Here is a 26,537-nt window from a genome sequence, read left to right as displayed (position 1 = left end):
TGCAGCCGCCACAAAACCATCAATACTTGTTAAATTATCTAAACTAATACCAGCCATACTTTTACCTTAAGTGAAGGGCTTACCCCATGAATTTTAAATTACAAACCGAGTGTTTTTCGTAATTTTCCGAAGAAACTACGTAGTGCGCTGACTTGACCCGCACTGTCTTGCTGCTGTGCAGTACAGAATTTGGCGCTACTTTGTTCAATCCAATCACCGAGTCTAATCAGCTCGGCCATTGCCACAAATTTTTCAATACTTTCTCGTGATAAGCCCAAGTGCTGCTCAACATCTTTTACTTTTGCCCCTAAAGCAAAGCACGCCGCTATTTTGAGGTCATCACTACGCTGTGAACCTGCTTCTAGCTGAGGCCAAATGTTTAATTTAAAACATAATTCACTATTGACCGCGGGCAATTGTAAGCCATCAGAATGCGAGACTGCCTGCCATAACCAAGTTCTTAAATCGTAGGCTTTTTTGTCTTTGATCATCTCTTGTACAAAAGAGTTGGTGGCATAAATCTGATTGATACTGGCATTTAAAGAGCGCAGCGGCCGATTTTGATTAAACCAAACCCGTTCAGTGCGTGTATCAATTAAAGCCAAAAAACCAGTCTGATCAAATAACTTAATATAACCATTTCGGGGTGTAAAAATTTCATTAAACACCACCTGATTTTCAACATTGAGCTGCGAATATTGCATTGAAAAATCCTTGGCTATATTCACTTTAAAGCGTTCCTTAAAACAAAATATGATGAGTCATTACCGCAAACGGATAGTGATTTTCAATTACTGCATGCAATCATCTAAACTAAAAAAGATAAAAAATCTATCTTGTCGCAGATGCCCAGTATTATTTACCTCAAGCCGTGAATAAAAATACTGGCTAAAAAATAATCTTTTGCAGATTAAATACTTGAGAGAAATATAACTGAGCCAAAGTGAATAAAAGGTGAATATCGATTAGAAACTGCAATATTGATGCATGGTGTATTTAATCTATTGATTGCACTATTTAAAAAAACTAGTTTTGCGCTAAAGTTTCCGTAGTTTTTTTAATGGCATATAACAGTTGTCCGATTAACACCTCTTTGCTGGCAACAGCAATTAAAACCAAAGGATATTGAGGATGATCGACAGCTGTTAAAATAACTTTGCCATTATCTGCATCTAAGGTAATGGTTTTACAACCACTTAAATGAATTTCAGCAATAAAGGCCGAGACCATGGCCAGAATTGAACTGCTCACAGCCGCAATTTTCCCACGGTTATCAAGATTTTTTTTACTGGCTAAAGCCAATTCAAACCCGTCCGCTGAAGACAACATGACAAAATCTACACCACTGACCATATTTAATAATTCATGTATCTGTTGACTTGCCTGCTCTTTAAATTCTGCGGAGATTTGGCGTTGGTTATTTAAAGCAAACATAGACGATCCTATTCAATAGCAGCTAAAGCGGATTGCACTTCAAGTGAAGCAATTAATGTCTCGATCATCAACAATACATCATCTTTTTCTCTTGCATCAATTGCAAATAAAGGATGCTGACGCTGATTTACCGCCATCCAATCGGAGTATATTTTTAACAGCTGATGATCATCTTCATCTAAATGCGTCACGCCAACCACGATATTGCCGCAGTGGCCTTGAAAGGCATCGAGGTAAAATTCTAAATCTTTGAGTCGGTTTAAATTGGAATGATCAATTAATACCACGATGCCCATGGCACCTTTACAGACGATGCTCCACATAAAGTCGAAACGATCTTGGCCGGGCGTACCATATAAACCAATTTTGGTGCCATCCTCTAAGCTAATTTCACCATAATCAATCCCTACCGTGGTCAGGTATTTACTGTGTGCATTTAAGTCTGTATTAACAGCTTCAGTGCTCACAACAGCGATATCTGATAGGACTTGAATCGCTGTAGATTTACCAGCTCCCATCGTGCCGCCAAAGACAATTTTATACTGCTGAAGAATCATAAAACGCTACTTTTGGAATATAGGGGAAGATGGATTTAAGCACAATTTGTTTACATATTGTAACATAATAAGAAGAATAAGCTACTTGGGTTTAAATATATTTTACCGACCGATCAATTTTAAAATTTATTTTTTAGTGATAGCTTGCTGTTTTGTATGTTTTATAATTTATTCAATGTATAGCTATGTCGCTATTTATGGTATTTTTAAAATTTATATTTTAATAGAATCATTTGTTCAGGTTTTTAGATTTTTATGATTTAGGCCAAAATAAATCAACCCAAGCATTCAGCGAATACTTGGGTTGAAGATGAGATCAAGATTGAGCAGTTAAACTGCGTACTGTATGCGCAAATTGATAAGGGTCAGATCCGTCTTTCTACAGTCGCTGTTCAATCAACAGCCGCGGCATTGACTGCTTTATTCATCGGGCTATCATAGCTGGTTGCGCCAACCGGTGAGACACGCCAAATCATATTGCCTACGTCATCGGCGACTAAAATAGCCCCTGAAAAATCAACGGCTACGCCTACAGGTCGTCCCAAAGCATCGCCTTGATCGCTTAAAAAGCCAGTCAAGACATCTTGTGGTTGACCAGAAGGTTGACCATTTTTAAACGGTACAAAAATGACTTTGTAGCCACTACGCGGTTTACGATTCCATGAACCATGCTGACCAATGAGCGCACCGCCGCGATATTGTGGCATGAGTTCAGCTTTATAAAAGGCAAGGCCTAAGGATGCCGTGTGATTGCCCAGCGCATAATCAGGCTTAATGGCGCGCGCGACCAGTTCAGGGTTTTGTGGTTTGACCCGTAGGTCTATATGCTGGCCATAATAACTATACGGCCAGCCATAAAAAGCGCCCTCTTTAACGGAAGTCATGTAATCGGGGACCAAGTCGCTGCCAATTTCATCACGCTCATTGGCGACTGTCCAAAGTACGCCACTTTGCGGTTGCCAGTCCATACCATTGGGATTACGTAGCCCTGTTGCAAATGGACGCGCTTGACCGCTGGCAATATCAAACTCGGTAATTAATGCACGACCGACTTCTTTATCCAGACCATTTTCTGCCACGTTACTGTTAGAACCGACTGTAATGTAAAGTTTAGTGCCTGCGGGATTGGCAATCACATTCTTGGTCCAATGATGATTGAGCGTACCTGCCGGTAAATCTAATACTTTGCTGCCGCTTGCGCTAATTTGCGTTGCACCGTCTTGGTAAGTAAAGCGCATCAGTGCGTCAGTGTTGGCCACATACAACATGTTACCGACCAGCGCCATACCAAACGGAGAGTTAAGATTTTGTAGAAATACAGTTTTTTGATCTGCTACGCCATCACCATTCGTATCACGTAACAAGCTAATCCTGTTGGCACTTGGATGTGATGAACCGGCACGTTTCATCACCAATTTCATGATTTTTCCTTTAATCCCTTTGCTGTCATCAGGTTTAGGCGGCGCGTCGGTTTCAGCCACCAATACATCGCCATTGGGTAACACATATAGCCAACGCGGATGCTGTAGTTGCGCTGCAAAGGCTTGCACTTTTAAGCCTGCAGCAGGGGTGGGCATTGTGCCTGTAGGCCAGCCTTTGGCGGGGGCGATATTTACGGTAGGCAGTAAACTTGACTTCGGTTCAGGCAAACGAGGTTGAGGGCCGTAGCTCTCTAAAATGGGATACTGAGAGGATGCTGCACATCCGGTTAATGCCAAGACAATGGCAGAGCCTACAAGGGGCAGTAAAAAGCGAGTAGACATTTTTATCTCCAATTTATTTTTTATCGTAATGACCTTACTTTAAAATTTACTTCAACCATTAACCATGGGGTTCATGTTTTTTCTGGTGGCGGATTGGTTGTGATTTTTGGCTTAAAACGCAATGAATTTAAAAAATAATCAACAGTCCTGATGAAATGAGCAACGTCTTTATGCAGAAGTTAAAATTTTAAAATCAATTGTGCGAGGCCTAGAGCATTTTTGATGGAGATACAGTCAGCTTAATCCTTAGAAATGCGGAATGGATAACTAAAAAGCACGCTACCGAGTAAATATACTCATGCAAAACATGTATTTTTCTCTGAGATTTAGCCTAAGTAAGGATTTAGAACGTTTAATAATTCAGCCGAATATTAAATCCAACATTTCATATTTACGCGTATACAATCACCACATTTTTTCTTGTGAGGCGCGTAGTTTTTTTACCACACATTAGGCCCAAAATAGATCAACTCAAAACCTTATTTATATAAGATATTCTGTAAGAAGATAACCCAGACCTACACCAATAATTGAATACAATATGATGATAAAAAATACAAAACTGGCTTTATTTTTCTTTTTTAAAAAGGTCATCATGTTGATATTCTCTCGCAGAGTAAAATAATCTAAGATTATCTCATTTCTTTTGATCCGTTTGATCAATAAATTATTTTTTATTCATCTTTAGGCAGATTTATTGGCTAACACCTAGAGTTTGTTGATATTTCATAATGACCAAAAAATAAAAATACATGCTAGGGCACTTAAATTCACATAGTTTTGTCTTAGCTTGTCGTAATGTATTGCAATACTTAATCTTGCAAAAATGTTTTCAAATCAGCACCTAATTTTATATCAATAGCAAGCCATGTGATCATTATTAAATTTTGAATGATGTTTTGAAGGATATTTGCTGTAGTTTCGGTGTTTTTGATTTTTTCTGTGATTAGTTTTAAATCATAATCTGTATCTGCACATAATATTTTTATTGTTATTAAATATCGGCAGTTATTAGATCAAGTGTAAATTTCACATCATGACTTGTGCCATTACCTATGATGCATTCAATGGGATTTTCATTTACATGCCCAGTTCAATGAGTTTTGGTGCTGGGAAATAGCCTGATTTTTGATTTCTCTTGTATATTCAGGTACTCGAACATGACTGGCAACAATAAAGATCCATTCTAAATCTGCATTTTTGGATAACAAGTTCATTATTTTAATAATTTATGGTCTTTAGAGTATCGAATAAACTTATTAAGAAGGATATTTAATTTACCAAAGAGTTTGGGTAAATCACGCCAAGGAAAACCGGTTCAAATTCTATAAAGCATAGCTGCAATAAAATTTCTAAGTGTATATTTGAGGCATAGTGCGAAGTGAGTGGGAGTTTAGGATTGAATGCTACTTGCTTGCTATTTTTCTGCACAGTAAAGGTCAACAGCGGCTAGTCTAAAAAATACTTTATATATCTTGCATATAGAACGAATTAGGCACAAGATGTTACATAATATATCAGATAAATGAATGAATGCGATTGTATAGCTCTTTAACCACAGTATTGGTATTTTTAATTTTTGGGATGATGATTTTCTCCCACATGCAAAGATCTTATGTGACACTTCATATTTAATAATTAAAACAACGTTATTCACTGCAAAAATTCATGATAGATCCGAATAGATGCTCATTGTCTCTAGGCTTAAACATATAATGCATGCTTTTGTGTCATTCAATTTTTTAAGCCTGATTCTTTGGAAATCTTTGATTGTTTCTGCGAAAAGCGCTAAGGAAATTTATACTGTTTATTGAAACAGATCCGAATGATCAAAATCAAAAACGGGGCTGTAAACAGAATCGCGAATTGAAACTGTATCATTAGGTAATCAATAAAAGATCAGTAACCCTTAAGGGCTGTATTTGATGAATTTGGCTAATCTTTAAAATACGTTCTAAAGATTAGTCAAATATGGCAAAAAGAATAGATGCCTAAAATGTAATTGAGAAGCTACAATTTAGACTTTGCAATGAAGTGAAAATAATGAATAAAGTCTTTTTATATAAAAACACATCAATTCAAGCATTTAATTCATAATATAGTCCTGTACAGATAAGCACCTCACAAGAACATACTTAAATTTACAAAAGCCTCTCTAGAATTTTTAAAAAGTTTGCTTAGATAGATAACACGATTATAATTATGGGCAATAATGATGAAAAAAATACTTATTACCGCACTCACCGGCTTGGCTTTATTGGGTAGTGCGTCAGTGTTTGCTAAATCTGACTCCATGGTGTTACAAGACGCTGCTAAAAATGTGGTCAGCATAGCCAAAGCCAAGACCTTAGCGGATGAAACGGCAGTCACCTTAACCGGCAGTATTGTAAAGCATATTTTTGGCGATGATTTTGAACTTAAAGATAGCAGTGGTTCAATTGTGATTGATGTAGATGATGATCTATGGAAGCAGATACAACTCAAAGCTGGAGATAAGGTACGTGTGGTGGGTGAGGTCGATACGCATCGGAAAAAACCCACAGATATTGAAGTGATTAAAATTCAAAAAATTAAGTAGTACGGTCGATTAAATTCAGTGGTGGAGAGATTGGTTTTACAGACTCTACCACTAGCGAATAACTGTTTATTTTATAAATGCATTTTTTATTTTAAGCCGATTGACCGATACAATGCTGATTAAACACATTTCGTGAATCCTGAATCGCTTATTCGCCTATTGATCTAACAGTTGAAATTGTTCATTTTTACTCTCTTTAAACAGGGATGTTAAAATGAAAAAATCTTTAGCAGTGACGGCTATAGTGGCTGTATTGAGTAGCTCCGCAAGTTTTGCACAAGGGCTGTCTATCGGTGATGCTAAAGCATATACAGGGCAACTTAAACTCTCAGGTGCAATTCGCAGCCGTTTTTTACATAAAGATTATGCCGACGCTGCCAGTGAAGGCAGCAATAATGATTGGAAACTGGCGGATATCAAACTGGTACTGAACTATGAGAATCCGAACTGGTTGGCCTCAGTGGATACGCGCTGTTATCAATATGAATCATTATGCGATGCGGTTTTTTTAAAAGATGCGTGGGTCGGATATAAATTTAATGATGAGCAGCGGCTAACGGTCGGCTTACAACCGGTTGAGTTTGGCTATGGCAACTTATGGGGCAATAGCTATTATGAAACTCTTTTAAATACAGTGGGTTTAGAGGATATTCACAATTTAGGCGTAAAATATCAATTTAAAAATCAGGATTATCGTTTGGCACTGGGTTTTTATCCTCAAGATGGGGGCAACTACAAAGGCTCATCAAAAGATTCAAGTCGCTATTCAGGTAATTTCGTCACTGCTGATGATTTAAATAGCGGTACCGATCTTGAAGAAAAGAATATGTGGATTGCTACGGCCGCCAAAAAAATCAATTTAAATCAGGATTACGGATTAAAAACTGAAATTGGTGCATCCTATTGGCATTCTCAGTTAGACAATAAAATTAGCCATGCTGAGGGAACACGTAAAGCGTGGAATGTCTTTGCGCTGACCGAACTGAATGCTTGGCAATGGTTATTTGTTGCCGGTGCGCAAGATATTGACAACGCTGATAGATTACATCCGCAATATTCGACCATTGGTGCATTCGACTTCCCGTATCAAGTGGCAAATCATACAAATTTTTGGGTAAATGAATTAAGTTATGCAGTCAAGCAACCGATTTTTCAGATGGAAAATATCAAACCTTATATTTCATATAGTCAATTTTCCAAAGATGAGTCCACTTTTCAAGATTCAGAACGGCTCATGGCTGGCGTCTATTTTAACTATAAGTCGATAGGCGTGCAGGGTGAGTATATTTGGAGTAAGAATGATCCAATGACCGGCAGTAGTGGCCGCGGTTTGGCACAAGGCGATCAGAATGGCTGGAATCAATTGTTTTACTTATCTTTGGGTTATTATTTTTAATCATTTGATTTGATTTAAGTTTGAAAAATCGCCCAGTGATGCTGGGCGATTTTTTTATAAAAAGACTTTTTCAGTCGGGGGCGGACGATGTTCTGCTGCTGCAATCACTTCGCCTCGTTTTAAGCTTTGAATCGGCAGTAAACGATTAGAGAGTTCATGTTGAATAAACAAAATACAGGTTTGAAGTTTAGAGGATGTTTTTAAGCGTGAAGGATAAACGGCCCAGATATCCGCATCTTGCCAGTATGCAGGTAGAACGTGTTGTAATTGCCCTGAAATAAGCTCCTCCACCACATCCCAAACTGAACGTAAAATAATACCATGCCCATCGATGGCCAATTGATGGATAATTTCACCATTATTGGACACAAAGCGCGGGCGAATATGCGTCACCATATCTTCATTATGATGTTGTAGTTTGAGTAATACTGAGGATTGATCGCGCTCGCTGATGCTTAAAAAATCATGAAAGCGCAAATCATCGACGCTTTCAGGAACACCATTTTTATTTAAATAGCTGGGTGAGGCACACAAGATACGAAAATTGGATGCCAGTCTTTTGGCAATCATATTTGGGGCAATGTCATTGCCAATGCGAATATCTAAATCAATACTGTGTTGAATCAGATCCTTGGTGTTGTCGATGGTATTGAAATTTAAGGTAAGTTTTGGATACATACTCAATAACTTAGACAAAATGGGCGCAATATGTTTACGCCCAAAACCGAAACTACAGACTATATCTAAATGTCCAGTCGGTGAACTGAGCGGATTGTTGACCAGCTCGCTCAGCGCATCGAATTCTTCAAGAATATGCGTGGCTTTGTCTAAGATTAATTTGCCATCTTCAGTCAGACTGACATGGCGCGTACTGCGATGAAACAGCTTACAGTTTAAATTGGTCTCTAAAATATTGATCCGCTTACTAATATAGGCGGGCGATGCACCGAGTTCTTCTGCTGATTCTACAAAACTTCGACGCTTTGCGACAACGCAAAAAACCTTAAAATCCGATAAGTTAGGTAGATTATTCACGATCTGTGTCCATTAGACTGATGGTTTGAATGTTGATCATTTTATCTGAAAAGATCATGTTAATGACTTACACGATGTTCATTAGCAGGGTCAAAGGATAGCATGGCAAAAGTATATAAGATCGCCACCATAGCAGGTGATGGCATTGGTTTAGAAGTTTTACCAGAGGGCGTGAAAGTTGTAAAGGCTGCCGCGCAAAAGTACGGTATTCAACTGCAATTAGATCGCTTTGATTGGGCCAGCTGTGACTACTATCTTGAGCACGGCAAAATGATGCCAGATGATTGGTTTGAAATTTTAAACCAATACGATGCCATTTTCTTTGGCGCTGTGGGCTGGCCAGAAAAAGTACCCGATCATATTTCATTGTGGGGTTCTTTATTACAGTTCCGTCGTCGCTTCGATCAATATGTGAACTTGCGTCCGGTGCGTTTAATGCCCGGTGTAAAATCGCCTCTTGCCGGTAAAGAACCCGGTGATATTGATTTCTTTGTGGTGCGTGAAAATAGTGAAGGTGAATATTCAGCCATTGGTGGTAAGGCCTTTGAAGGTACTGACCGTGAATTTGTCCTGCAAGAAGCCGTTTTTACTCGTCATGGCGTAGACCGAATTTTAAAATATGCTTTTGAAATGGCCAATACGCGTAAAGCGAAAAAATTAACCGCCGCGACTAAATCTAATGGCCTTGCAATCAGCATGCCGTATTGGGATGAGCGCGTTGATGAGATGGCAAAAAATTATCCTGATGTTCAATCAGAAAAACAGCATGTGGATATTTTAGCCGCTCGTTTTGTATTGCAACCAGAGCGCTTTGATATTGTTGTGGCCTCGAACTTGTTTGGCGATATTCTCTCTGACTTAGGCCCAGCCTGCACCGGCACCATTGGTTTAGCCGCCTCCGCCAACTTAAATCCAGAGCGTGACTTTCCTTCTTTATTTGAGCCAGTACATGGTTCAGCGCCTGACATTTATGGTCAGAACATTGCCAACCCGATTGCCGCCATCTGGTCCGGTGCAATGATGTTGGAATTTTTAGGCAATGGTGAGCCTGCCTTTGAAAGTGCCAGCCAAGACATTATGCAAGCGATTGAGCAGGTGTTGGTAAATGGCCCTAAAACAGCAGATGTTGGGGGAACGGCAAAAACCGATCAAGTTGGAGATGCGATCGCATCGCTTATTCGTAAACAGTAATGGACTTATTCGTCATGGAATAAAAATCCATTTTTAAACGGATTTATTGATATGGAAAATCAAAAACCAAAAGTTTACACGGATAAATTCTTAGCAATAACCAGCTTATTCTTTGTGTTTATATCTGTGGCTGGACTGGCGATTTACTCAGCAGAATCGATTGATTTGGCTGCTAAATTAATGTATTGGGTCACCTCAATCTTTACCACCCCTGTTTTATTGTTTGCTTTTTTGTCGATTATTTTCACTTTAGGCTTGGCATTTAGTAAATACGGAAAAATTAAACTGGGTGAAGGTAAGCCACAATACAGTACGCCATCGTGGATTTTTATGTTCATCTTATCCGGTATTGGCTCTTCGAGTTTATATTGGGGCTTTTTAGATTGGGCATACTATTACCAAACTCCCGGTTTAAGTCTTACGCCAGAATCAGCGGAGGCCTTAAAATACAGTGTAGCGTATTCATTCTTTCACTCAGGCGTAAGTGCGTGGGCGATCTATGCACTGGCCTCGGTCTCTTTATGTTATAGCTTTCACGTGCGCAAGAATAAGGGCTTAAGTTTAGCCTCGATCATTGAAGCGGTGACCGGTTTTAAAGCCACTGGCGTGGTCGGTCGTTTGGTCGATTTGCTGTTCTTATTGTGTATGTTTGGCGCATTAACCATTTCTTTGGTGCTGACCGCAGTTACTTTTACCGATATTCTGTCGTTATTAACCGGTATTCCGAATACCTTTACCACCAAAGTGATCATTATTTTAGCGGTTTCAATGGTGTTTGCCCTCAGCTCATACGTGGGTATGGAAAGTGGCATGAAGCGTTTAAGTCAGATGGTCTGTTTGGGCGTGATTCTGTTTGCGGTTTACGTGCTAATTTTTGGCCCAACGCAATTTATCTTAAACAATTCATTAATGAGCTTTGGCTTAATGGCCACCAATTTCGTGGATATGAGTTTGTTTACTGACCCGATGGGTGACGGCAAATTTACACGAGAATGGACTGTATTTTACTGGTTATGGTGGATTTCCTATGCACCGGGCGTGGCCTTATTCGTCACTCGTGTCTCTAAAGGCCGTACCATCAAGGAAGTGATTTTAGCCATGGTGATCGGCGGTAGCGTGGGCATCTGGTTTATTTTTGGGGTGTTTGAAAACTTTAGTGTGTATAGCTTTATGCATGGTGTGGTGAATGTGCCACAAATCTTAAGCCAGCAAGGTGGTGAAGTCGCCATTGGACAATTATTAAGCTTGTTGCCTGCCGGTCAGCTGATGATGTGGATTTTCCTTGGTATTATGGTGATCTTTTTAGCTGCACACATGGATGCGGTGGGTTATGCGGTATCTGCCACCTGTACCCGTGGCCTAGAAGAAGGACAGGATCCTTCGCCAAAAGCCCGTTTATTCTGGTGTGTGATGCTGACCTTGGTACCCATTGCGATGATCTTTTCAAAAGCACCGCTGGATACCATGAAAACCGCTACGGTGGTGACCGCAGTGCCCTTCATTGTCATTATCTTAATTCAAACCTATGGTCTGATTAAGTGGTTAATTGAAGATTATTCAAAAATTCCGTCTCATTTGATTGAGCAGAAGATCTTTGAAGAATATCAAGCTGATAATGATGAATCTAAACACAGCAATCAGCAGGTCGAAATTGATATTGTCAGCCCTGCAGCATTGAAAACTGAGCATATTAAAGGGGAAGTCTTATGACCTACCCAGCAGCGACAAACTATGTTTTAAGTGAAGAAATGCAAAGTTTGGTGTACTGGAGCACCGTCTACAGTGCAGCAGATACAGATTTAGACTCGGTGCGTGCCGCTTATGATGCGATGTGTCGCCATTATACTTTGCCACGCGATGGCAAGATTGAAATTACCGACCATCAGCTTAACAGTGAAAATCATCGTGTTGATATTCGACTTTATCGACCAAAAAACCTCGCCACACCCGTACACGGTTGGCCGTGTGTGTTGTATTTCCACGGGGGTGGCTATGTGGTTGGCGGCTTAGATTCACATGAGTTTTTACTGAGCCAGATTTGCCAAGACTTAAATATTGTTGTCGTGAGTGTGGATTATCGTTTAGCCCCCGAACATCATTTTCCTGCCGCTTATGAGGATTGTGAATTTGCCTATCGCACACTGAAACAACAAGCTGCGCAATATGCCATTGACGCCGATAATATTGTTCTAGCAGGCGATAGCGCAGGTGGAAATTTAGCCGCAGCAGTTGCAGTAGCTTTACGTCACAGCGGTCAACAAGCCCAAGGGCTTGCGCTAATTTATCCAGTCTTAACCACACAATTTGATTTGCCTGCTTATACGCAGCATGCCCATGCGCCTTTATTAACTTGTGCTGATTGTGAATATTATTTACATGAATATGCACACGATCGCGCGCAGTGGAAGGATCTACGTTTAGCTCCTTTACTGGCAGATGACTTTTCAGATATGCCAGAAAGCTTTATTGGTGTCGCTGAGTTTGATCCTGTGGCTGATGATGGTCGTTATTTTGCAGCCGCATTAAGCCAAGCGGGTATAAGCAATCACTTTTATGTCGCACAAGGTGTTTTACATGGTGGATTACGCTTAATGCGCGATTGTCCTGAAGTACAACAGCTGTATCAACAGTTATTGAGTGCGATCCAACACATGATCAACAAAACTTAAATCGTAGAAAGGAAGTAAAACGATGAATAAAATTAATAGCTTAAACACCACTGATTTGGCAGAGAAATTACCAGAAGACTTTTGTGCCGATCCGGCCAATGCTTGGACATTTCCCAAAGCTTTTTATACCTCGGCACAAGTGTATGAGCATGAAAAAGAGCAAATTTTTGCCAAAAGTTGGATTTGTGTAGCGCACGGCAGTGAACTGGCGAATTCCAATGATTATATTACCCGTAAAGTCATTGATGAAAATATTGTGATTATTCGTGGTAAAGATCAGGTTTTAAGAGCCTTTTATAATGTCTGTCCACATCGCGGACATGAGTTATTAAGTGGTAGTGGTAAGGCCAAAAATGTCATTACCTGTCCTTATCATGCATGGACCTTTAAACTAGATGGTAGTTTGGCGCTGGCCCGTAACTGTGATCATGTCGAGAATTTTGATAAAGAAAATTCCAGCATGGTACCGCTTAAAGTTGAAGAATATGCAGGCTTTGTATTCATCAATATGGATGAAAATGCCACTTGCGTTGAAGATCAATTGCCAGGCTTTGCCGCTAAATTGGCCGAAGCTTGCACCGTGGTCAAAGACCTTAAATTGGCGGCACGTTTTGTGACAGAAACCCCAGCCAACTGGAAAGTGATTGTTGATAATTATCTTGAATGCTACCACTGTGGTACCGCTCATCCTGGTTTTGCTGACTCGGTTCAGGTGGATAAATATTGGCACACCACCCATCAAAACTGGACATTACAATATGGCTACGCACGTTCTTCGGAAAAGTCGTTTAAATTAGACCCCTCTATTACTGATCCTGAATTCCACGGTTTCTGGACGTGGCCAAGTACCATGTTTAATGTACCACCGGGCAGCAACTTTATGACGGTAATTTATGAATTCCCAATGGATGCTGAAACCACACTGCAACATTATGATATTTATTTCACCAATGAAGAGCTGACCCAAGATCAAAAAGATTTGATCGAATGGTATCGTAACGTTTTTCGCCCTGAAGATTTAGATTTGGTTGAGAGTGTGCAACGTGGTTTAAAATCACGTGGCTACCGTGGTCAAGGTCGTATTATGACGGACAAACAGCGTTCAGGAATTAGTGAGCATGGTATTGCTTATTTCCAAAACCTCGTGGCTCAATATCATCAGTAATTGGATCTAAAGCTGTTTAGATCAGGCCTAAGCTTATACGGCAGGCCTGATCTAAACTGCGCGCATTTGTACAAAAAGTATGAGGATACAAACATGTCAGCATTACAAGATAACCCGTTATTTCAACAAAGCGCCTTTATTGATGGGGTGTGGATCAAGGCCGATCGTCAAGATCAACTAAAAGTCACCAATCCAGCCAACGATGAAGAGATTGGCGTTATTCCGAATATGGGTAAAGTTGAAGCCATTCAGGCCATTGAAAGTGCCCAAGCTGCGCTACAGTCGTGGAAAGCACTGACTGCACAAGCAAGAGCGGACCTACTTTTGGCATGGCACAAATTAACCCTTGAGCATGCCGAAGACCTAGCGCGCATCATGACCATCGAGCAAGGTAAACCGCTGACTGAAGCATTGGGTGAAGTAAAATATGCCGCTTCATTTATTCAATGGTTTGCCGAAGAAGGCAAACGTATTTACGGTGATGTCATTCCGAGCACCAATGCCGGACAGCGTTTTTTAGTGATTAAAGAGCCGATTGGTGTTGTGGCAGCCATTACTCCGTGGAATTTCCCGATTGCCATGATCACGCGTAAAGCCGCCCCTGCACTTGCTGCCGGCTGTACCATTGTAATTAAACCGGCCAATGAAACCCCGTATTGCGCCTTGGCCCTTGCCAAATTGGCAGAAATGGCCGGTATTCCTAAAGGCGTGATTAGCGTGATTACCGGTAAATCTGCTGAAATTGGGGCAGTCTTTACCGCGCATGAAAATGTTAAAAAACTGACCTTTACCGGTTCAACAGAAGTGGGTCGTTTACTGATGGGGCAATGCGCACCGACCATTAAAAAGCTCGCGCTTGAATTGGGCGGCAATGCACCGCTGATCGTCTTTGAAGATGCCGATCTGGATAAAGCTGTGCAAGGTGCGATGTTGGCAAAATATCGCAATGCCGGTCAAACTTGTGTCTGTGCCAATCGGATTTATGTACATAAAAATATCTATGCGGCTTTTACTGAAAAATTTATCAGCGCAGTTCAAGCACTCAAAGTGGGGAATGGTTTAGATGAGGGGGTTCAGATTGGACCACTAATTAATAGCAAAGCCGTGGTTAAAGTACAAAAACTGATTGATGATGCGTGTGCCAAAGGCGCCAAAATTGTCTGTGGGGGTAAACCGCATGAATTGGGTTATAGCTTCTTTGAACCGACTATTTTGACGCAAGTTGATCAATCAATGCAGATTGTGGATGAAGAAATTTTTGGTCCTGTGGCACCGTTAATTAGCTTTGAAACAGATGAAGAGGTGATTGCACAAGCCAATGACACTATTTTTGGTTTGGCGGCCTATATTTATACAGAAAACATCTCACGTATTTTTAAAGTGGCCGAGCAACTGGAATATGGCATGGTGGGTATGAATTCAACCGCTATTTCCAATGAAGTGGTGCCTTTTGGCGGCGTCAAGCAATCCGGTGTTGGTCGTGAAGGTTCTAAATATGGTTTAGAAGAATTTATGACCATTAAATATTTATGCCTTGGTGTATAAGTGAAATCGGACTTAACCGCATAACCTCATTATAAAATTCAGGATTTAAAGATGACTAACAGTTATGAAATGTTCCCAACTGTAGTTACAGCAGTGGAGCAACTTACTCCTTTAATCAAGCGCTTTACCTTTAAGCGTCAAGATGGTGAGAATTTTCCGGTTTTTACCGGAGGAAGCCATGTTATTTTGAAGCTTAATGATAAGCTTTCCAATGCTTATTCTTTAATGAGTGATGTGAATGATTTATCCAGTTATCAAGTGTGTGTGCGTAAAGATGTAGACGGAAAAGGTGGATCAGTGTTTTTACATGACCACTGTCTGCCCGACTTTAAGCTTGAAGTGTCTGAACCCAAAAATTTATTTGCGCTGTCAGCAAGTGGTGAAAAACATCTTTTAATTGCCGGCGGCATTGGCATTACCCCATTTGTGCCGCAAATGGCGGAACTGGCTGCACGAGGGGCAAACTATGAATTGCATTATGCTTATCGTTCGCCCGAACATGCTGCATTATTAAGTGAATTGACTCAAGGCCAGCATGCTGACCGAGTTTTTAGCTATATTGATAGTGAAGGCTCAAAAATTGATTTAAATGGCTTAATTGCCCAGCAGCCCAAAGGAACGCATGTCTATGTTTGCGGTCCTAAAAGCATGATTGATGCGGTGATTGAAAGCTGTAATCAAAATCGCTATCGCGATGAATATATTCATTGGGAACAATTTGCCTCGACGGTGCCTGAAAATGGCGAAGCCTTTACGGTAATACTGGCTAAATCAAACCAACGTATTGAGGTGCTGGCAGATCAGACGATTCTTCAAGCGATTGAAGGTTTAAATATTGAAGTGGAATGTCTATGCCGCGAAGGCGTGTGTGGGACCTGTGAAACTGCCATTTTACAAGGTGAAGCCGAGCATTTTGATCAATATTTAGATGATGCTGAAAAAGCTGCTCAGCGCAGTATGATGATCTGTGTGTCACGTGCCAAAGGCAAAGAAATCATCCTCGATCTTTAGTCATTCTCCCTGAACAATTGAGCGCAGGCTCAATTGTTTTTGATTCAATCCACTCTTTGAGTTTAGTATTTATTTATGCTTGTAGTGTGAGGCGTTAAAGGGAGACCATCTTCATTTGGCGTTTATGGATATACATATTTTGATCGGCTTGCGCTGCGGCTTCCACTAAGCCTTGGCTCGGATGACGAATAGCAAAGCCGATGGCGATACTAATTTGTACTTCTTTAAATGCGGCCATCAGGCGTTTAAACAGTATTTCCGCCTCATCTTGATTGGTTTCCACGCTTAAAACAACGAACTCATCGCCGCCTAAGCGCGCCACAATATCATTACTACGTAAGTTGTTACGCAGTACATTCGCCGCCTGACGAATAATCTGATCGCCTGCGACATGGCCTAAATTATCATTCACTTTTTTAAGATCATTAATGTCAATAAAGAAAATAGCCGCCGAAACGCCATAATGTTTACAGCGTTCTTCTTCGGTAATTAATAATCTTTCCCAAGCGCGTCGATTATACAATCCGGTTAATACATCACTTGATGCTTCGAGTTGTAAACGTTCATGCAGTCGTATCTGTTGATTTTGACGCAAGTCGGCCTGTAAAATTTTACTCAACAAATCACCGAACAATTCAATCATTATAATGTCTTGAGCAATATTTTCAGATTTAGGCAGAGGGTCAATGGCACACAGCGTACCAAAAAGACTGCCATCTTCATTGATCAGGGGTTGCCCAATATAAGATTTAATATTCACCAATTGGTTAATGGGTGCGGAGGCATACAGTGGAATATCTTCAGAACGGGGTGCAATTTTAGGCCCTTTGCCCAGCACCATATGCGAACAGAAGGAATCGGCCCAATGAAAAACTTGTCCAGGATGAATATCATAGCCATGATCTTCACTTTGTAGAACGATCCAGTCTTTACCTTCGACTCGCGTGATCATCCACAAATTAAATCCAAAACGCTGATGCAAAAACTGCAAAACAGCTTGCCCCGCTTCTTGAAAGTTTCTTAAATTTAATTTATCCATCCAAAACAAGCCTGTAGTGATGATCAAAAAAAACTATTCATAGTTCCAAAAAATGTCCCACTCAAGCAAACTCAGCATAGAGCTTAAAAGAGTATTTATAATCTATCTTTCATTATAGATACTCTGATAGAAAATAATCTATATTATTGCGTTATTTTTCGAGTATTTATTTGTTTTTTAAATTTAAATTAATTTACATATTGCAACAGTTAGCCATTTTTAAAAGACCTCAAAATAATCCTCGACAGTCAAGTGACACAATATCTGCCTACAGCCTAAAAATATGCCACTGCCATTTTATGCTTTGCACATAAATAAAAATGGAGTGTTAATAGAGCGTTTTATATTAGTGATCATCACAAAACAATTAACTGAGTTGAAGTTAAAAAATTAATTAAGAAATTTAGTAATCAGCGCATTGCTTTAGAGGATTTACTTGCTTAAGCATTTAAGCGCTTAATGTAGAGCCATGAATCCGCTATAAACATCATGCTTCATTTAGAGTGCATCTAAAAACTATCACTGAATAGAGGTCTTTTACGCACAGTAGAGTTTCTGCACTGAGTATTAATTCAGACTCAGACATTGGCCTGTCTTAGGAGGGTAAAAATATTTTTATAGATGGCGGCGACTTAATCAAAATTTTATTGTGTAAGTCTATAAGCCCTACCTTCAATTAAAGCTAGGCTGAGTGACGAAACAACCCACTCTATGAGGGTTGCTGCGCATTCAGTCAATTTAAGACGATTAGAGTAAATAACATACGGAGATTCAATCAGCCATTCAATCAAAAGCCAGTGACATGCGCAATCCTCATCAGGCGCTTATAAAGCTTAACTAGAAGGCAATAAGTTGAATATTTTTTTCAATTGAGTGTTTAAATCATTTAGTTCATTTTCCTCAAAAGCATTTAAAACACCGGCCAAGGTAATGGCACTAATGGAGTTAATTTGTTCTACCAGCATTTTGCCTTTTTCGGTTAATTTAACCATTGAAATACGCTCATCCACTTCTGAGGAGAACACCTCCACAATTCCATCCTCCACTAAGCGATAAACAGCTTTGGTGGCTGTGGTCAGCTTAAGAGTCGATAAGTTTGCAATTTCAGTAATACTTCCTTCACTTAAGGCATTGGTGCTTAAAATGATTTTACGTCTGGTGTTGTCTATACCTAATTTTTTTATTGATTTCTCAATGAGCTGAGAATATTTGCCATTGACTTGAGAGATCCAAAAAAAAGGAAAATTTTGGATACTCTTGGGCTCATTGTTGGGTAAAAATTGATCCAATTGATTAAGCATTATAAGAAACAACTTTAACAATATATAAAGTTTCATTATACAAAAGATTAGAACGTTTTTTCAGACTAAGTGGAAAATATGCTTGACAATTACATGAAATTTTCAGATATTAGATTCATATTATAAAAATACATGGAAAAGTGAATGAATATTGTGGCACAGGAAGCCCAACTAGGATCTGGAATGTTGAAAGTCATGATCAAAGACTCTATCGACATTCAGGGTTTCAAAACGTTATCCGGTAGTCGAGCCTATGAAAGCGCTGCTCCAGCGGTATCGAGTGCAGAAATTGTTGATCTAATCTTAAGTGCAGACTGTCAAATTATAGCCAAGACCAATTTGCATGAATTGGCCTTTGGTATTACAGGCATTAACAAAGTTTTTGGTACACCGATTAACCCAAAATATCCGGATTTGATTCCGGGTGGTTCATCCAGCGGTTCTGCTGCGGCCATCGCTGCGCAGTTAGCGGACTTTACCATTGGTACCGATACCGGTGGTTCAATTCGTATGCCAGCCGCGTGTTGTGGTGTGTATGGTCTGAAACCGACTTATGGGCGTATCAGCCGTAAAGGGGTTTATCCCGTAGCGAGTTCTTTAGACAGCGTGGGTCCATTTGCAAACTCGGTGGAGATGATTCAAAAGGCCATGCAGATCATTGATCCGACCTTTCATCAAAATGTCTGTCAAACCACGGTGCCTAAACTCGCACTATTCGATGTCCATGCAGATGCTGAGGTATGGGATACGATTCATCACTTTTTAAAGCAGGCCGATTTAAACCCAGATACCGTGCAATGTGCAAATTTTGAGCAAGCATTCGATGCCGGTATGCACATTATTAATTATGAAAATTGGCAAGCTTATGGCCATTTAACCGAAACAGGAAAAGTCGGTCAAGATGTTAATGCGCGCTTATTAAAGGCGGCGTCGACCACGCTTGAGCAAGTTGAAGCGGCCGAAATTGTGCGTTGCAAATTTACAGCTGAAATTGACCAAATTCTAGAAAAGTACGATGCCATTCTTCTACCCACCTTGCCACACCTTCCACCTAAAGTGGTGGATGCAGAAGATACTGTCGCATTTCTAAATTTAACTGCATTTGTACGACCTTTTAATCTTTCGGGTCATCCGGTGATGTCTATTCCACTTGAAACAGTGCATGGCCAGCCGGTTGGCTTACAAATTATAACCAAGCGAAATACAGATGAGCAGTTGTGTGCAATTACGGATTTTGTCGTGAAGGCAGCAGCACATTAAATACAAGGAGTTAGGTAATGAATGATTTATCTACAAAGGAATTTGTAAAAGAACGCATAGACTTAGATGAACTCTGTGATGAGATTCGTGAACGTGCCTGTAGCGGTGAGTTTGATCAGCAAGCCTATGTGAGCCAAGACATTATTCAAAAATTAAAGCAATTAGGGGTGTATCGAGCCTTTGTTCCCAAACGTTTTGGTGGCGATGAAATTAGTCCACGTCAGTTTTGTGAACTGATTGAACGATTATCTATGGCAGATGGCTCGGTGGGTTGGGTGGCAAGTTTTGGCATGAGCCCTGCCTATTTAGGCAGTTTACCTGAAGCGACTTTAAAAGAGCTGTATAAGGACAGTCCCGATATTGTTTTTGCAGGCGGCATTTTCCCACCACAATCTGCTGAATTGGTCGATGATTGCTTTATGGTAAACGGCCGTTGGAAATTCTCCAGTGGCTGTAAGGGTGCAGATATTGTCGGTGTCGGGATTGCGCCGAAAAAACACAATGAAAGCCAAGGATTACCTCGTATGGCAGTCTTGCCTGCGCATAAAGCCAAAATTGAAATGACGTGGGATACGGTCGGCTTAAAAGGCACAGGTAGTCACGATTTGGTGGTTGAAAATGTATCTGTACCAGAGGCGTGGACCTTTGTACGCGGTGAACCTTCAAAATTGCCGGAACCGTTCTTTAAATATCCATCATTATCGCTGGCCACCCAAGTTTTAACTGTCGTAGGTATTGGTGTTGCAGCCGCGGCTTTAGATGAATTTAAAAAATTAGCACCGGGTAAAGCTTCGATTACTGGGGGTGCAGAAATTGCCAATCGTCCAGTGACGCAATATGAATTTTCACAAGCTCAAGCTGAATTTTTGGCAGCCCGCAATTGGTTCTATCAAACCATGGATGTGGTGTGGAATGAAATTTTAGCGGGTCGCCAACCCGCAGCACAGCAAATTAGTGATATGCGCCTGTCTTGTACCCACGCTGCGCGTGTATCTGCTCGTGTTGCCCGCAAAATGCAGATGCTGGCCGGCATGACCGCAATTTATACCAACAACCCTTTTAGCCGTTTTGTGAATGATACCAATGTGGTGACACAGCATGCATTTATGGGAGATAACACCTTACAAAATGCAGGTGCAATGAGCTTTGGATTAAATCCAACACCCGGTTATTTATAAATTTTAGTTTATTTTTTAAAAGGATAGCAGTATGGAAACTCAAAAAAAACTTCGCGTTCTCTTTTGTATGGGCATTAATCAAAACTTTTTTGATGCAGAGCCGGCAGAAGCCAAAGCCGTTTGGGCGGCTTTTGGTGAAATGTGGAATGGGATTCATGACCTACCGGGTGTAAAAGTGTACGGCAACATGGACGATGATCAAAGCATGGTGGGGCCAAGTAGCGGTTTTCCATGGACTACTTATTTACTTGCAGATGCACCGGATATTGAAACCGTGCATGCCGCATGTAATTTGTTTAGAACCACCGTTGTCGGTGATGGTCCTTATAAATTATGGAAGTACTGCAAAGTCGAAGCGCGTGTGGGTCGTGAACTGATTATTCAACGTTAATTGATTAAAAGGTGGATGGCAAAATGGATTTAGCACTAATTTTGGCACGTTTAGACAAGCTTGAAGCACAAAATTCGATTCGTAACTGTATTAATCGTTATATGGAAATTTGTGATGCTTTAGATGCCAATACGGACCTGAATGAATTGATGGAGCTTTTTGATCGAGACAGTATTTGGGAAGGCGTTGGCGAAAAATATGCACAATCTTTTGGGCGCTTTGAATCTTGGTCTGCCATCCATGCCATGTTTAAAAGCTATACCCAACAACAATCTCATTTTGTAATGAATGCACATTTTGTCAGTTCTGAACAAATTGATGTTCAAGATAATGAAGCCAATGCAACTTGGCTGATGCTGCAAACCTCAACCTTTCGAGATGAACGTAGCCATTTAAATGCAGCCAAACTTAGGGTGAAATTTAATCAGCAAATAGATGGTACATGGAAGATTAAACATTTTCAGACCGAGAATATTTTCAGCCGACCTGTGAGCCATTGGCATAGCCAAGCAGCATTACCAGTACCCCAAGCAGACTAAGCCAAGGATTAAGCCTGAATACGGATAGCCAAAAGGATTATTAAAATGAATAGCATCATCCCAATGCATAATATTGATATTGATTACAATGAATTAGTACAAAGTGATCGTGTACATACTTCACTTTATAAAGATGAAAAGATCTTTGAAGATGAAATGGAAAAGATTTTTTATAACACCTGGGTTTGGGTGGCACATGCCAGCGAAATTCCTGATGCCGGTAGCTATAAAACCATTAATATTGGTCAGCAACCGGTAGTTGCAGTGCGTGACCGTAAGAAAAAAGTCAATGTGTTACTGAATCGTTGTCGTCACCGCGCCGCAACGGTGTGTGAACATAAAAAAGGCAAAACCAACAGCTTTGTGTGTCCTTACCACGGTTGGAGTTATGCACTTGATGGTACTTTACGTGGTGTACCGTCGCCTGAAAGCTATGGTGAGTGTTTAGATAAATCTGAATTGCCGATGATTAGTCTTCGCGTAGAAGAGTATAACGGCATGATTTTCGCCTCTTTTAATCACGACATTGAACCGTTGGTTGATTTCTTGGGACCGGCGAAAAAGTGGATTGATTTATTCATGAAACAAGGGGCCGGTTATCCAATTAAAGTCTTGGGTGAACACCGTTTTACTTTTCCCGGGAATTGGAAAATTCAGCTTGAAAACACCACCGATGCCTATCATTTTCCCTTGGTGCATAAATCATTCTTAAGTTCAGTGGATGAAAAAACAGAAGAACTGTTTAATTTTGATAATCAACCGGGTTTTGTTGAAGACTTAGGCAATGGTCACAGTGTCATGGTGATGATTCCAGATCTGGTCGATCTCGATGAAGAATTAATGGAACGTCCCATTCAAGAACGTTTTGAAGATTTAGCTCAAGCGTTACGTGAAGAAGGGCATGCCGAACTAGAAGTACGCCGCATTGTGCGTTCTGTGGGCGGATCGGGCTTTAACTTAAATCTGTTCCCCAATATTGCCTGTTCAATGGCTTTTTTCCGCGTCATGCAACCTATTGCGGTGGATAAAACTGAAATCCATCACTCTGTGATTACCATGGATGGTGGACCACAAGTGGCTAATCAATACCGCTTACGTCTACATGAACATTTTCAAGGTCCGTTTGGTTTTGGTACACCGGATGATGCAGAAGCGTGGGAACGTGTACAACGTGGCGCAAGTGCAGGCAATGATTTGTGGATTATGTTGAATCGCGGTTTACCGGGCGAAGTGAAAACTGAAGATGGTTTAAAAAGTGATGTCAGTGCTGAAACAGGGATGCGTAGTGCCTATCAGCAGTGGAAAAAGATGATGATTGCTTAAGGAGCGAGCCATGAATATTAATTTAAATTTACTGAATGAAGTGACGGCTTTTATTTGGGCTGAAGCAGATATGTTGGATCATTCAGAATATCAAGAATGGTTAAATCTTTGGAGTGAACAAGGTAAATACATCATTCCAATCGACCCAACACTGACCGATTACGAAAACAATTTGAACTATGCTTATGATGATCATCATATGCGCAAGCTTCGGGTGCAACGTTTAGAAAATGGTGAGGCAATTTCAACTGCACCCAAAGCCAATACGGTACGCAGTGTGTCACGTGTGCGAGTCATTCAAGATCAAGACAATGAAATTGTACTGCGCTGTGCACAAAACTTACGCGAATTCCGCAAAGAAAACTTAAAACATTATACCGCAGACGTGACTTATCATTTGGTGCGTCAAACTGAAGGCGGCTTAAAAATTAGCCGTAAAGTGATTAACTTAGTTAACTCAACCGATACCTTAGCCGGTATCAGTTACATTCTCTAGGAGAGAGCAGATGACACAGGTTGTTTTAGTGACTGGCGCAGCTTCTGGACTTGGCAATGTGATTGCTGAATATTTTGCAGCGCTTGGACATCAAGTGATTTTATCGGCCAGCAGTTTAGAAAAAGCTGAACAGGCCAAGGCCAAAAGTCCAAATGCTGAAAATCTTTATCCGTTAAAGTTAGATATTTCGCAAGAACAAGACTTTCATCATGCCGTCACGTGGATTGAGCAAAAATTCTCAAAACTCGATGTGCTGATTAATAATGCAACGGTGACTAAAGCAACGCCTGTACTGGAAATTACCGCGAGTGATTTTGACTGGATTACACAGGTCAATCAGCGCGGTACCTTCCAAGCGTGTCAAATTGTTGGTCAATATATGGCTGCCAAAGGTTATGGCCGTATTATTAATATGGCCTCACTTGCAGGTCAAAATGGTGGAACGGCAACAGGGGCACACTACGCCGCAAGCAAAGGCGCGATTGTGACTTTAACCAAAATTTTTGCCAAAGAATTTGCAACGAAAGGGATTACGGTCAATGCCGTTGCGCCCGGTCCAATGGAATCACCTATTGTGCATAGTGTGGTTTCAGATGAAAAAATGGCTCAATTTATTCAAAACATTCCAGTTAAAGCATTGGGCAGTATGCAATTTATTGCTGAAACTTGCGCATTACTTGCCAGCCCAAATGCGGGCTTTGTAACGGGCGCAACCTGGGACATCAATGGTGGATTGTTTATGCGTTAAGCCGTGTGCTTCATGCATTTAAGGAGAGTTTAAAATGACAGCACTGTATAACGTGGTGGTTAAAAATCGACATGTCGAAGGTGGCAATGTTGCTGTAATGGAATTTGAATCCACAACATCCACTCAATTACCACAAATAGAGGCCGGTGCGCATATTGATGTGCATTTACCCAATGGCATGATTCGTCAGTATTCATTGTGCCAAGACCCCAAACAGCAGGGTATTTTTAGATTAGGCATCTTAAAAGATCCAGAATCACGGGGTGGTTCAGAATCAGCTTTTAATGATATTCAAAATGGTACGCAGCTTCAGGTCAGTGCGCCACGTAACTTATTTCCACTGGTTAAAGCCACGCATGCGGTTTTAATTGGAGGGGGAATTGGAATTACGCCCTTAATTACCATGGCCTATCAACTTTTGCATGAAGGCGCATCGTTTGAATTGCATTATTGTGGCAGTAGTCCAGAAAATTGTGCTTTTGTGGATGAAATTAAACAAGGCGAACTGGCTCAATTTACGCGATTTCACTTTAAATCTGAGGGTGCAAGTCATCGTGAGTTCTTTGAAAGTGCCATTAAAAATATAGATCAAACCGGTCATATTTATACCTGTGGTCCAAACGGATTTATGGATTGGGTGATTAATCTTGCTCAAACTCAAAATTTTCCAGACCGCCAAATTCATAAAGAATATTTCCAAGTGGATGTTGAAACCACGGGTGATGCTTTTGAAGTGGTGGCTGAACGGAGTGGAAAAATCATTCTGGTCAATAGTGAAGAAACCATCTTACAAGCCTTAGCACGAGAAGGCATTAATATTGAAATGTCATGTGAGCAAGGGGTGTGTGGCACCTGTATGTGCGATGTGATTGAGGGTGAACCCGATCACCGAGATGTCTATTTTACCGATGAAGAAAAAGCCAGTAATGAGCAAATATTGGTCTGCTGCTCACGTTCGAAATCAGCACGCCTTGTATTGGATATTTAGTTTTTAGTCAAAGTAAAAACATGGACAAAAAAATTCAGGAGAGAATAAATGAACGCATTAAAAACAATGGATAAAGTTGGCGTTGATCCGATGCAATTCAGACGCGCGCTAGGTAATTTCGCCACGGGTGTGACGATTGTCACGGCTCAAAATGAGCAAGGTGAAAAAGTAGGCGTGACAGCCAATAGCTTTAATTCGGTCTCTTTAGATCCGCCTTTAATTTTATGGAGTATCGATAAAAAATCATCGAGTTTTCCTGTTTTTGAACAAGCCTCACATTTTGCAGTCAACATACTGTCCGGCTCGCAAATTGACCTATCAAATAAGTTTTCGCGACGTAATATCGATAAGTATGAAGGAACCAGCTATCAAATTGGTGCAGGTTCAGCGCCGATACTGGATCATAGTTCAGCTGTTTTTGAATGTGAGCGTCATCAAATTATTGAAGGGGGCGATCACTGGATTATTATTGGTAAAGTGGTCAATTTCCGCGATGAAGGACGCAGCCCGTTGGTTTATCATCAAGGTGCGTATTCGGGTGTGATTCCACACCCATTATTACAAGTCAAAGATACAGAAAAAGTTGAAGATCTTGGACAAATGTATCAAGGTCATTTACATAGCAATGTATGCTATTTAATGAGTCGCGCATTTAAGTTTTATCAAACAGATTATATTCCAAAACAGCTGGTGACCGGTTTCCGTACCAGTGAAGCCAGATTATTATTGGTTTTAGGCAGTGGAACTGCCTCAAGTAAAGCAGATTTACCACGCGATATTGCCATGCCAATGCGTGAAGTCGAGCAGGCGGCAACGATCTTGAGTAAGGATGGATTATTGATTGAAACCGACGGTTTTTATACTTTGACCGAAAAAGGCAAGAAAACCGCCCATTATTTATTTGATATTGCCGATAGCCATCAGAATGAA

24 protein-coding genes and 2 pseudogenes are annotated in these 26,537 nt (G+C 40.6%); 17 read left to right on the top strand and 9 right to left on the bottom strand.

Annotated features, from left to right (window positions below; genetic code table 11):
- Window positions 1-98: 98 nt before the first annotated feature.
- The 6 genes and pseudogenes from SE27_RS12840 to SE27_RS14005 form a co-directional block, all read right to left on the bottom strand.
- The gene (locus SE27_RS12840) at window positions 99-704 is read right to left on the bottom strand and encodes a hypothetical protein (RefSeq protein WP_052251768.1); all 606 of its coding nucleotides are present in this window, start codon (window positions 702-704) and stop codon (window positions 99-101) included.
- A 322-nt stretch (window positions 705-1,026) separates the two neighbouring features.
- A complete protein-coding gene (locus SE27_RS12835; RefSeq protein ID WP_039624222.1) occupies window positions 1,027-1,434 on the bottom strand; it encodes a roadblock/LC7 domain-containing protein in 408 nt (135 codons plus the stop codon).
- A gap of 8 nt (window positions 1,435-1,442) precedes the next feature.
- Window positions 1,443-1,991, bottom strand: coding sequence for a GTP-binding protein (locus tag SE27_RS12830; RefSeq protein ID WP_039624220.1), 549 nt, complete (start codon window positions 1,989-1,991; stop codon window positions 1,443-1,445).
- A 392-nt stretch (window positions 1,992-2,383) separates the two neighbouring features.
- Complete coding sequence (locus tag SE27_RS12825; RefSeq protein ID WP_039624218.1) at window positions 2,384-3,754, bottom strand: PQQ-dependent sugar dehydrogenase; 1,371 nt, start codon at window positions 3,752-3,754, stop codon at window positions 2,384-2,386.
- A gap of 483 nt (window positions 3,755-4,237) precedes the next feature.
- Window positions 4,238-4,348 (bottom strand): hypothetical protein, encoded by a 111-nt coding sequence (locus tag SE27_RS14165; protein WP_227504660.1) that lies wholly within the window; start codon window positions 4,346-4,348, stop codon window positions 4,238-4,240.
- A 132-nt stretch (window positions 4,349-4,480) separates the two neighbouring features.
- Window positions 4,481-5,138: pseudogene (locus SE27_RS14005) on the bottom strand (IS5/IS1182 family transposase); the annotation flags it as partial.
- An 831-nt stretch (window positions 5,139-5,969) separates the two neighbouring features.
- On the opposite strand from SE27_RS14005, the gene SE27_RS12820 reads away from it, so the two are divergent.
- Window positions 5,970-6,332, top strand: a complete 363-nt coding sequence (locus tag SE27_RS12820) for a NirD/YgiW/YdeI family stress tolerance protein (RefSeq protein WP_039624216.1) — start codon at window positions 5,970-5,972, stop codon at window positions 6,330-6,332.
- 214 nt (window positions 6,333-6,546) lie between these two features.
- On the top strand, window positions 6,547-7,728 hold the full coding sequence (locus SE27_RS12815) for a porin (RefSeq protein ID WP_039624214.1): 1,182 nt from the start codon (window positions 6,547-6,549) through the stop codon (window positions 7,726-7,728).
- A gap of 54 nt (window positions 7,729-7,782) precedes the next feature.
- Here SE27_RS12815 and SE27_RS12810 read toward each other — a convergent pair whose 3' ends face one another.
- The gene (locus SE27_RS12810) at window positions 7,783-8,763 is read right to left on the bottom strand and encodes a LysR family transcriptional regulator (protein ID WP_039624212.1); all 981 of its coding nucleotides are present in this window, start codon (window positions 8,761-8,763) and stop codon (window positions 7,783-7,785) included.
- A 102-nt stretch (window positions 8,764-8,865) separates the two neighbouring features.
- Between SE27_RS12810 and SE27_RS12805 the strand changes: the two are divergent.
- From SE27_RS12805 to cntB, 6 genes and pseudogenes are all read left to right on the top strand, one after another.
- Window positions 8,866-9,977, top strand: a pseudogene (locus SE27_RS12805) (tartrate dehydrogenase).
- Window positions 9,978-9,999: 22 nt separating this feature from the next.
- On the top strand, window positions 10,000-11,664 hold the full coding sequence (locus SE27_RS12800; RefSeq protein ID WP_171160777.1) for a BCCT family transporter: 1,665 nt from the start codon (window positions 10,000-10,002) through the stop codon (window positions 11,662-11,664).
- Window positions 11,661-12,623 carry an alpha/beta hydrolase gene (locus SE27_RS12795; RefSeq protein ID WP_039624206.1) on the top strand — a complete coding sequence of 321 codons (963 nt, stop codon included), beginning with the start codon at window positions 11,661-11,663 and terminating at the stop codon, window positions 12,621-12,623. The genes SE27_RS12800 and SE27_RS12795 overlap by 4 nt, the downstream gene beginning before the upstream one ends.
- A 22-nt stretch (window positions 12,624-12,645) precedes the next feature.
- Window positions 12,646-13,788 (top strand): carnitine monooxygenase subunit alpha, encoded by a 1,143-nt coding sequence (gene cntA / locus SE27_RS12790; protein WP_052251767.1) that lies wholly within the window; start codon window positions 12,646-12,648, stop codon window positions 13,786-13,788.
- A gap of 93 nt (window positions 13,789-13,881) precedes the next feature.
- Entirely contained in the window at window positions 13,882-15,333 is a 1,452-nt protein-coding gene (locus SE27_RS12785; protein ID WP_039624204.1) for an NAD-dependent succinate-semialdehyde dehydrogenase, read from the top strand.
- A 51-nt stretch (window positions 15,334-15,384) separates the two neighbouring features.
- Window positions 15,385-16,344: a carnitine monooxygenase, reductase subunit CntB gene (cntB, locus tag SE27_RS12780; protein ID WP_039624202.1), complete on the top strand. Its 960-nt coding sequence runs from the start codon at window positions 15,385-15,387 to the stop codon at window positions 16,342-16,344.
- 94 nt (window positions 16,345-16,438) lie between these two features.
- On the opposite strand, the gene SE27_RS12775 is transcribed toward cntB, so the two are convergent.
- Entirely contained in the window at window positions 16,439-17,383 is a 945-nt protein-coding gene (locus SE27_RS12775) for a sensor domain-containing diguanylate cyclase (RefSeq protein WP_039624201.1), read from the bottom strand.
- 833 nt (window positions 17,384-18,216) lie between these two features.
- Entirely contained in the window at window positions 18,217-18,684 is a 468-nt protein-coding gene (locus tag SE27_RS12770) for a MarR family winged helix-turn-helix transcriptional regulator (RefSeq protein WP_039624200.1), read from the bottom strand.
- Window positions 18,685-18,828: 144 nt separating this feature from the next.
- On the opposite strand from SE27_RS12770, the gene SE27_RS12765 reads away from it, so the two are divergent.
- The 9 genes from SE27_RS12765 to SE27_RS12725 all read left to right on the top strand — a co-directional run.
- The gene (locus SE27_RS12765; protein ID WP_039624198.1) at window positions 18,829-19,944 is read left to right on the top strand and encodes an amidase; all 1,116 of its coding nucleotides are present in this window, start codon (window positions 18,829-18,831) and stop codon (window positions 19,942-19,944) included.
- 17 nt (window positions 19,945-19,961) lie between these two features.
- A complete protein-coding gene (locus tag SE27_RS12760; protein WP_039624196.1) occupies window positions 19,962-21,122 on the top strand; it encodes an acyl-CoA dehydrogenase family protein in 1,161 nt (386 codons plus the stop codon).
- A gap of 31 nt (window positions 21,123-21,153) precedes the next feature.
- A complete protein-coding gene (locus SE27_RS12755; RefSeq protein WP_039624194.1) occupies window positions 21,154-21,513 on the top strand; it encodes a hypothetical protein in 360 nt (119 codons plus the stop codon).
- A 23-nt stretch (window positions 21,514-21,536) separates the two neighbouring features.
- On the top strand, window positions 21,537-22,052 hold the full coding sequence (locus SE27_RS12750) for a nuclear transport factor 2 family protein (protein WP_390882004.1): 516 nt from the start codon (window positions 21,537-21,539) through the stop codon (window positions 22,050-22,052).
- Window positions 22,053-22,097: 45 nt separating this feature from the next.
- On the top strand, window positions 22,098-23,375 hold the full coding sequence (locus SE27_RS12745; protein ID WP_039624192.1) for an aromatic ring-hydroxylating oxygenase subunit alpha: 1,278 nt from the start codon (window positions 22,098-22,100) through the stop codon (window positions 23,373-23,375).
- Between the two features lie 10 nt (window positions 23,376-23,385).
- Window positions 23,386-23,871, top strand: coding sequence for an aromatic-ring-hydroxylating dioxygenase subunit beta (locus SE27_RS12740; protein WP_039624190.1), 486 nt, complete (start codon window positions 23,386-23,388; stop codon window positions 23,869-23,871).
- 10 nt (window positions 23,872-23,881) lie between these two features.
- Window positions 23,882-24,619, top strand: a complete 738-nt coding sequence (locus tag SE27_RS12735) for an SDR family NAD(P)-dependent oxidoreductase (RefSeq protein ID WP_039624188.1) — start codon at window positions 23,882-23,884, stop codon at window positions 24,617-24,619.
- Window positions 24,620-24,653: 34 nt separating this feature from the next.
- Window positions 24,654-25,607 (top strand): PDR/VanB family oxidoreductase, encoded by a 954-nt coding sequence (locus SE27_RS12730; RefSeq protein ID WP_039624186.1) that lies wholly within the window; start codon window positions 24,654-24,656, stop codon window positions 25,605-25,607.
- Between the two features lie 48 nt (window positions 25,608-25,655).
- The coding region (locus SE27_RS12725; RefSeq protein WP_455550005.1) for a p-hydroxyphenylacetate 3-hydroxylase reductase component at window positions 25,656-26,537 on the top strand (882 nt) is incomplete at its 3' end.

Origin of the sequence: Acinetobacter harbinensis (assembly GCF_000816495.1) — a bacterium.
In the GTDB taxonomy this organism is placed as follows: Bacteria; Pseudomonadota; Gammaproteobacteria; order Pseudomonadales; family Moraxellaceae; genus Acinetobacter; species Acinetobacter harbinensis.
Note: the sequence above shows the minus strand (reverse complement) of the source record. Positions and strands in the feature narration are given on the sequence as shown.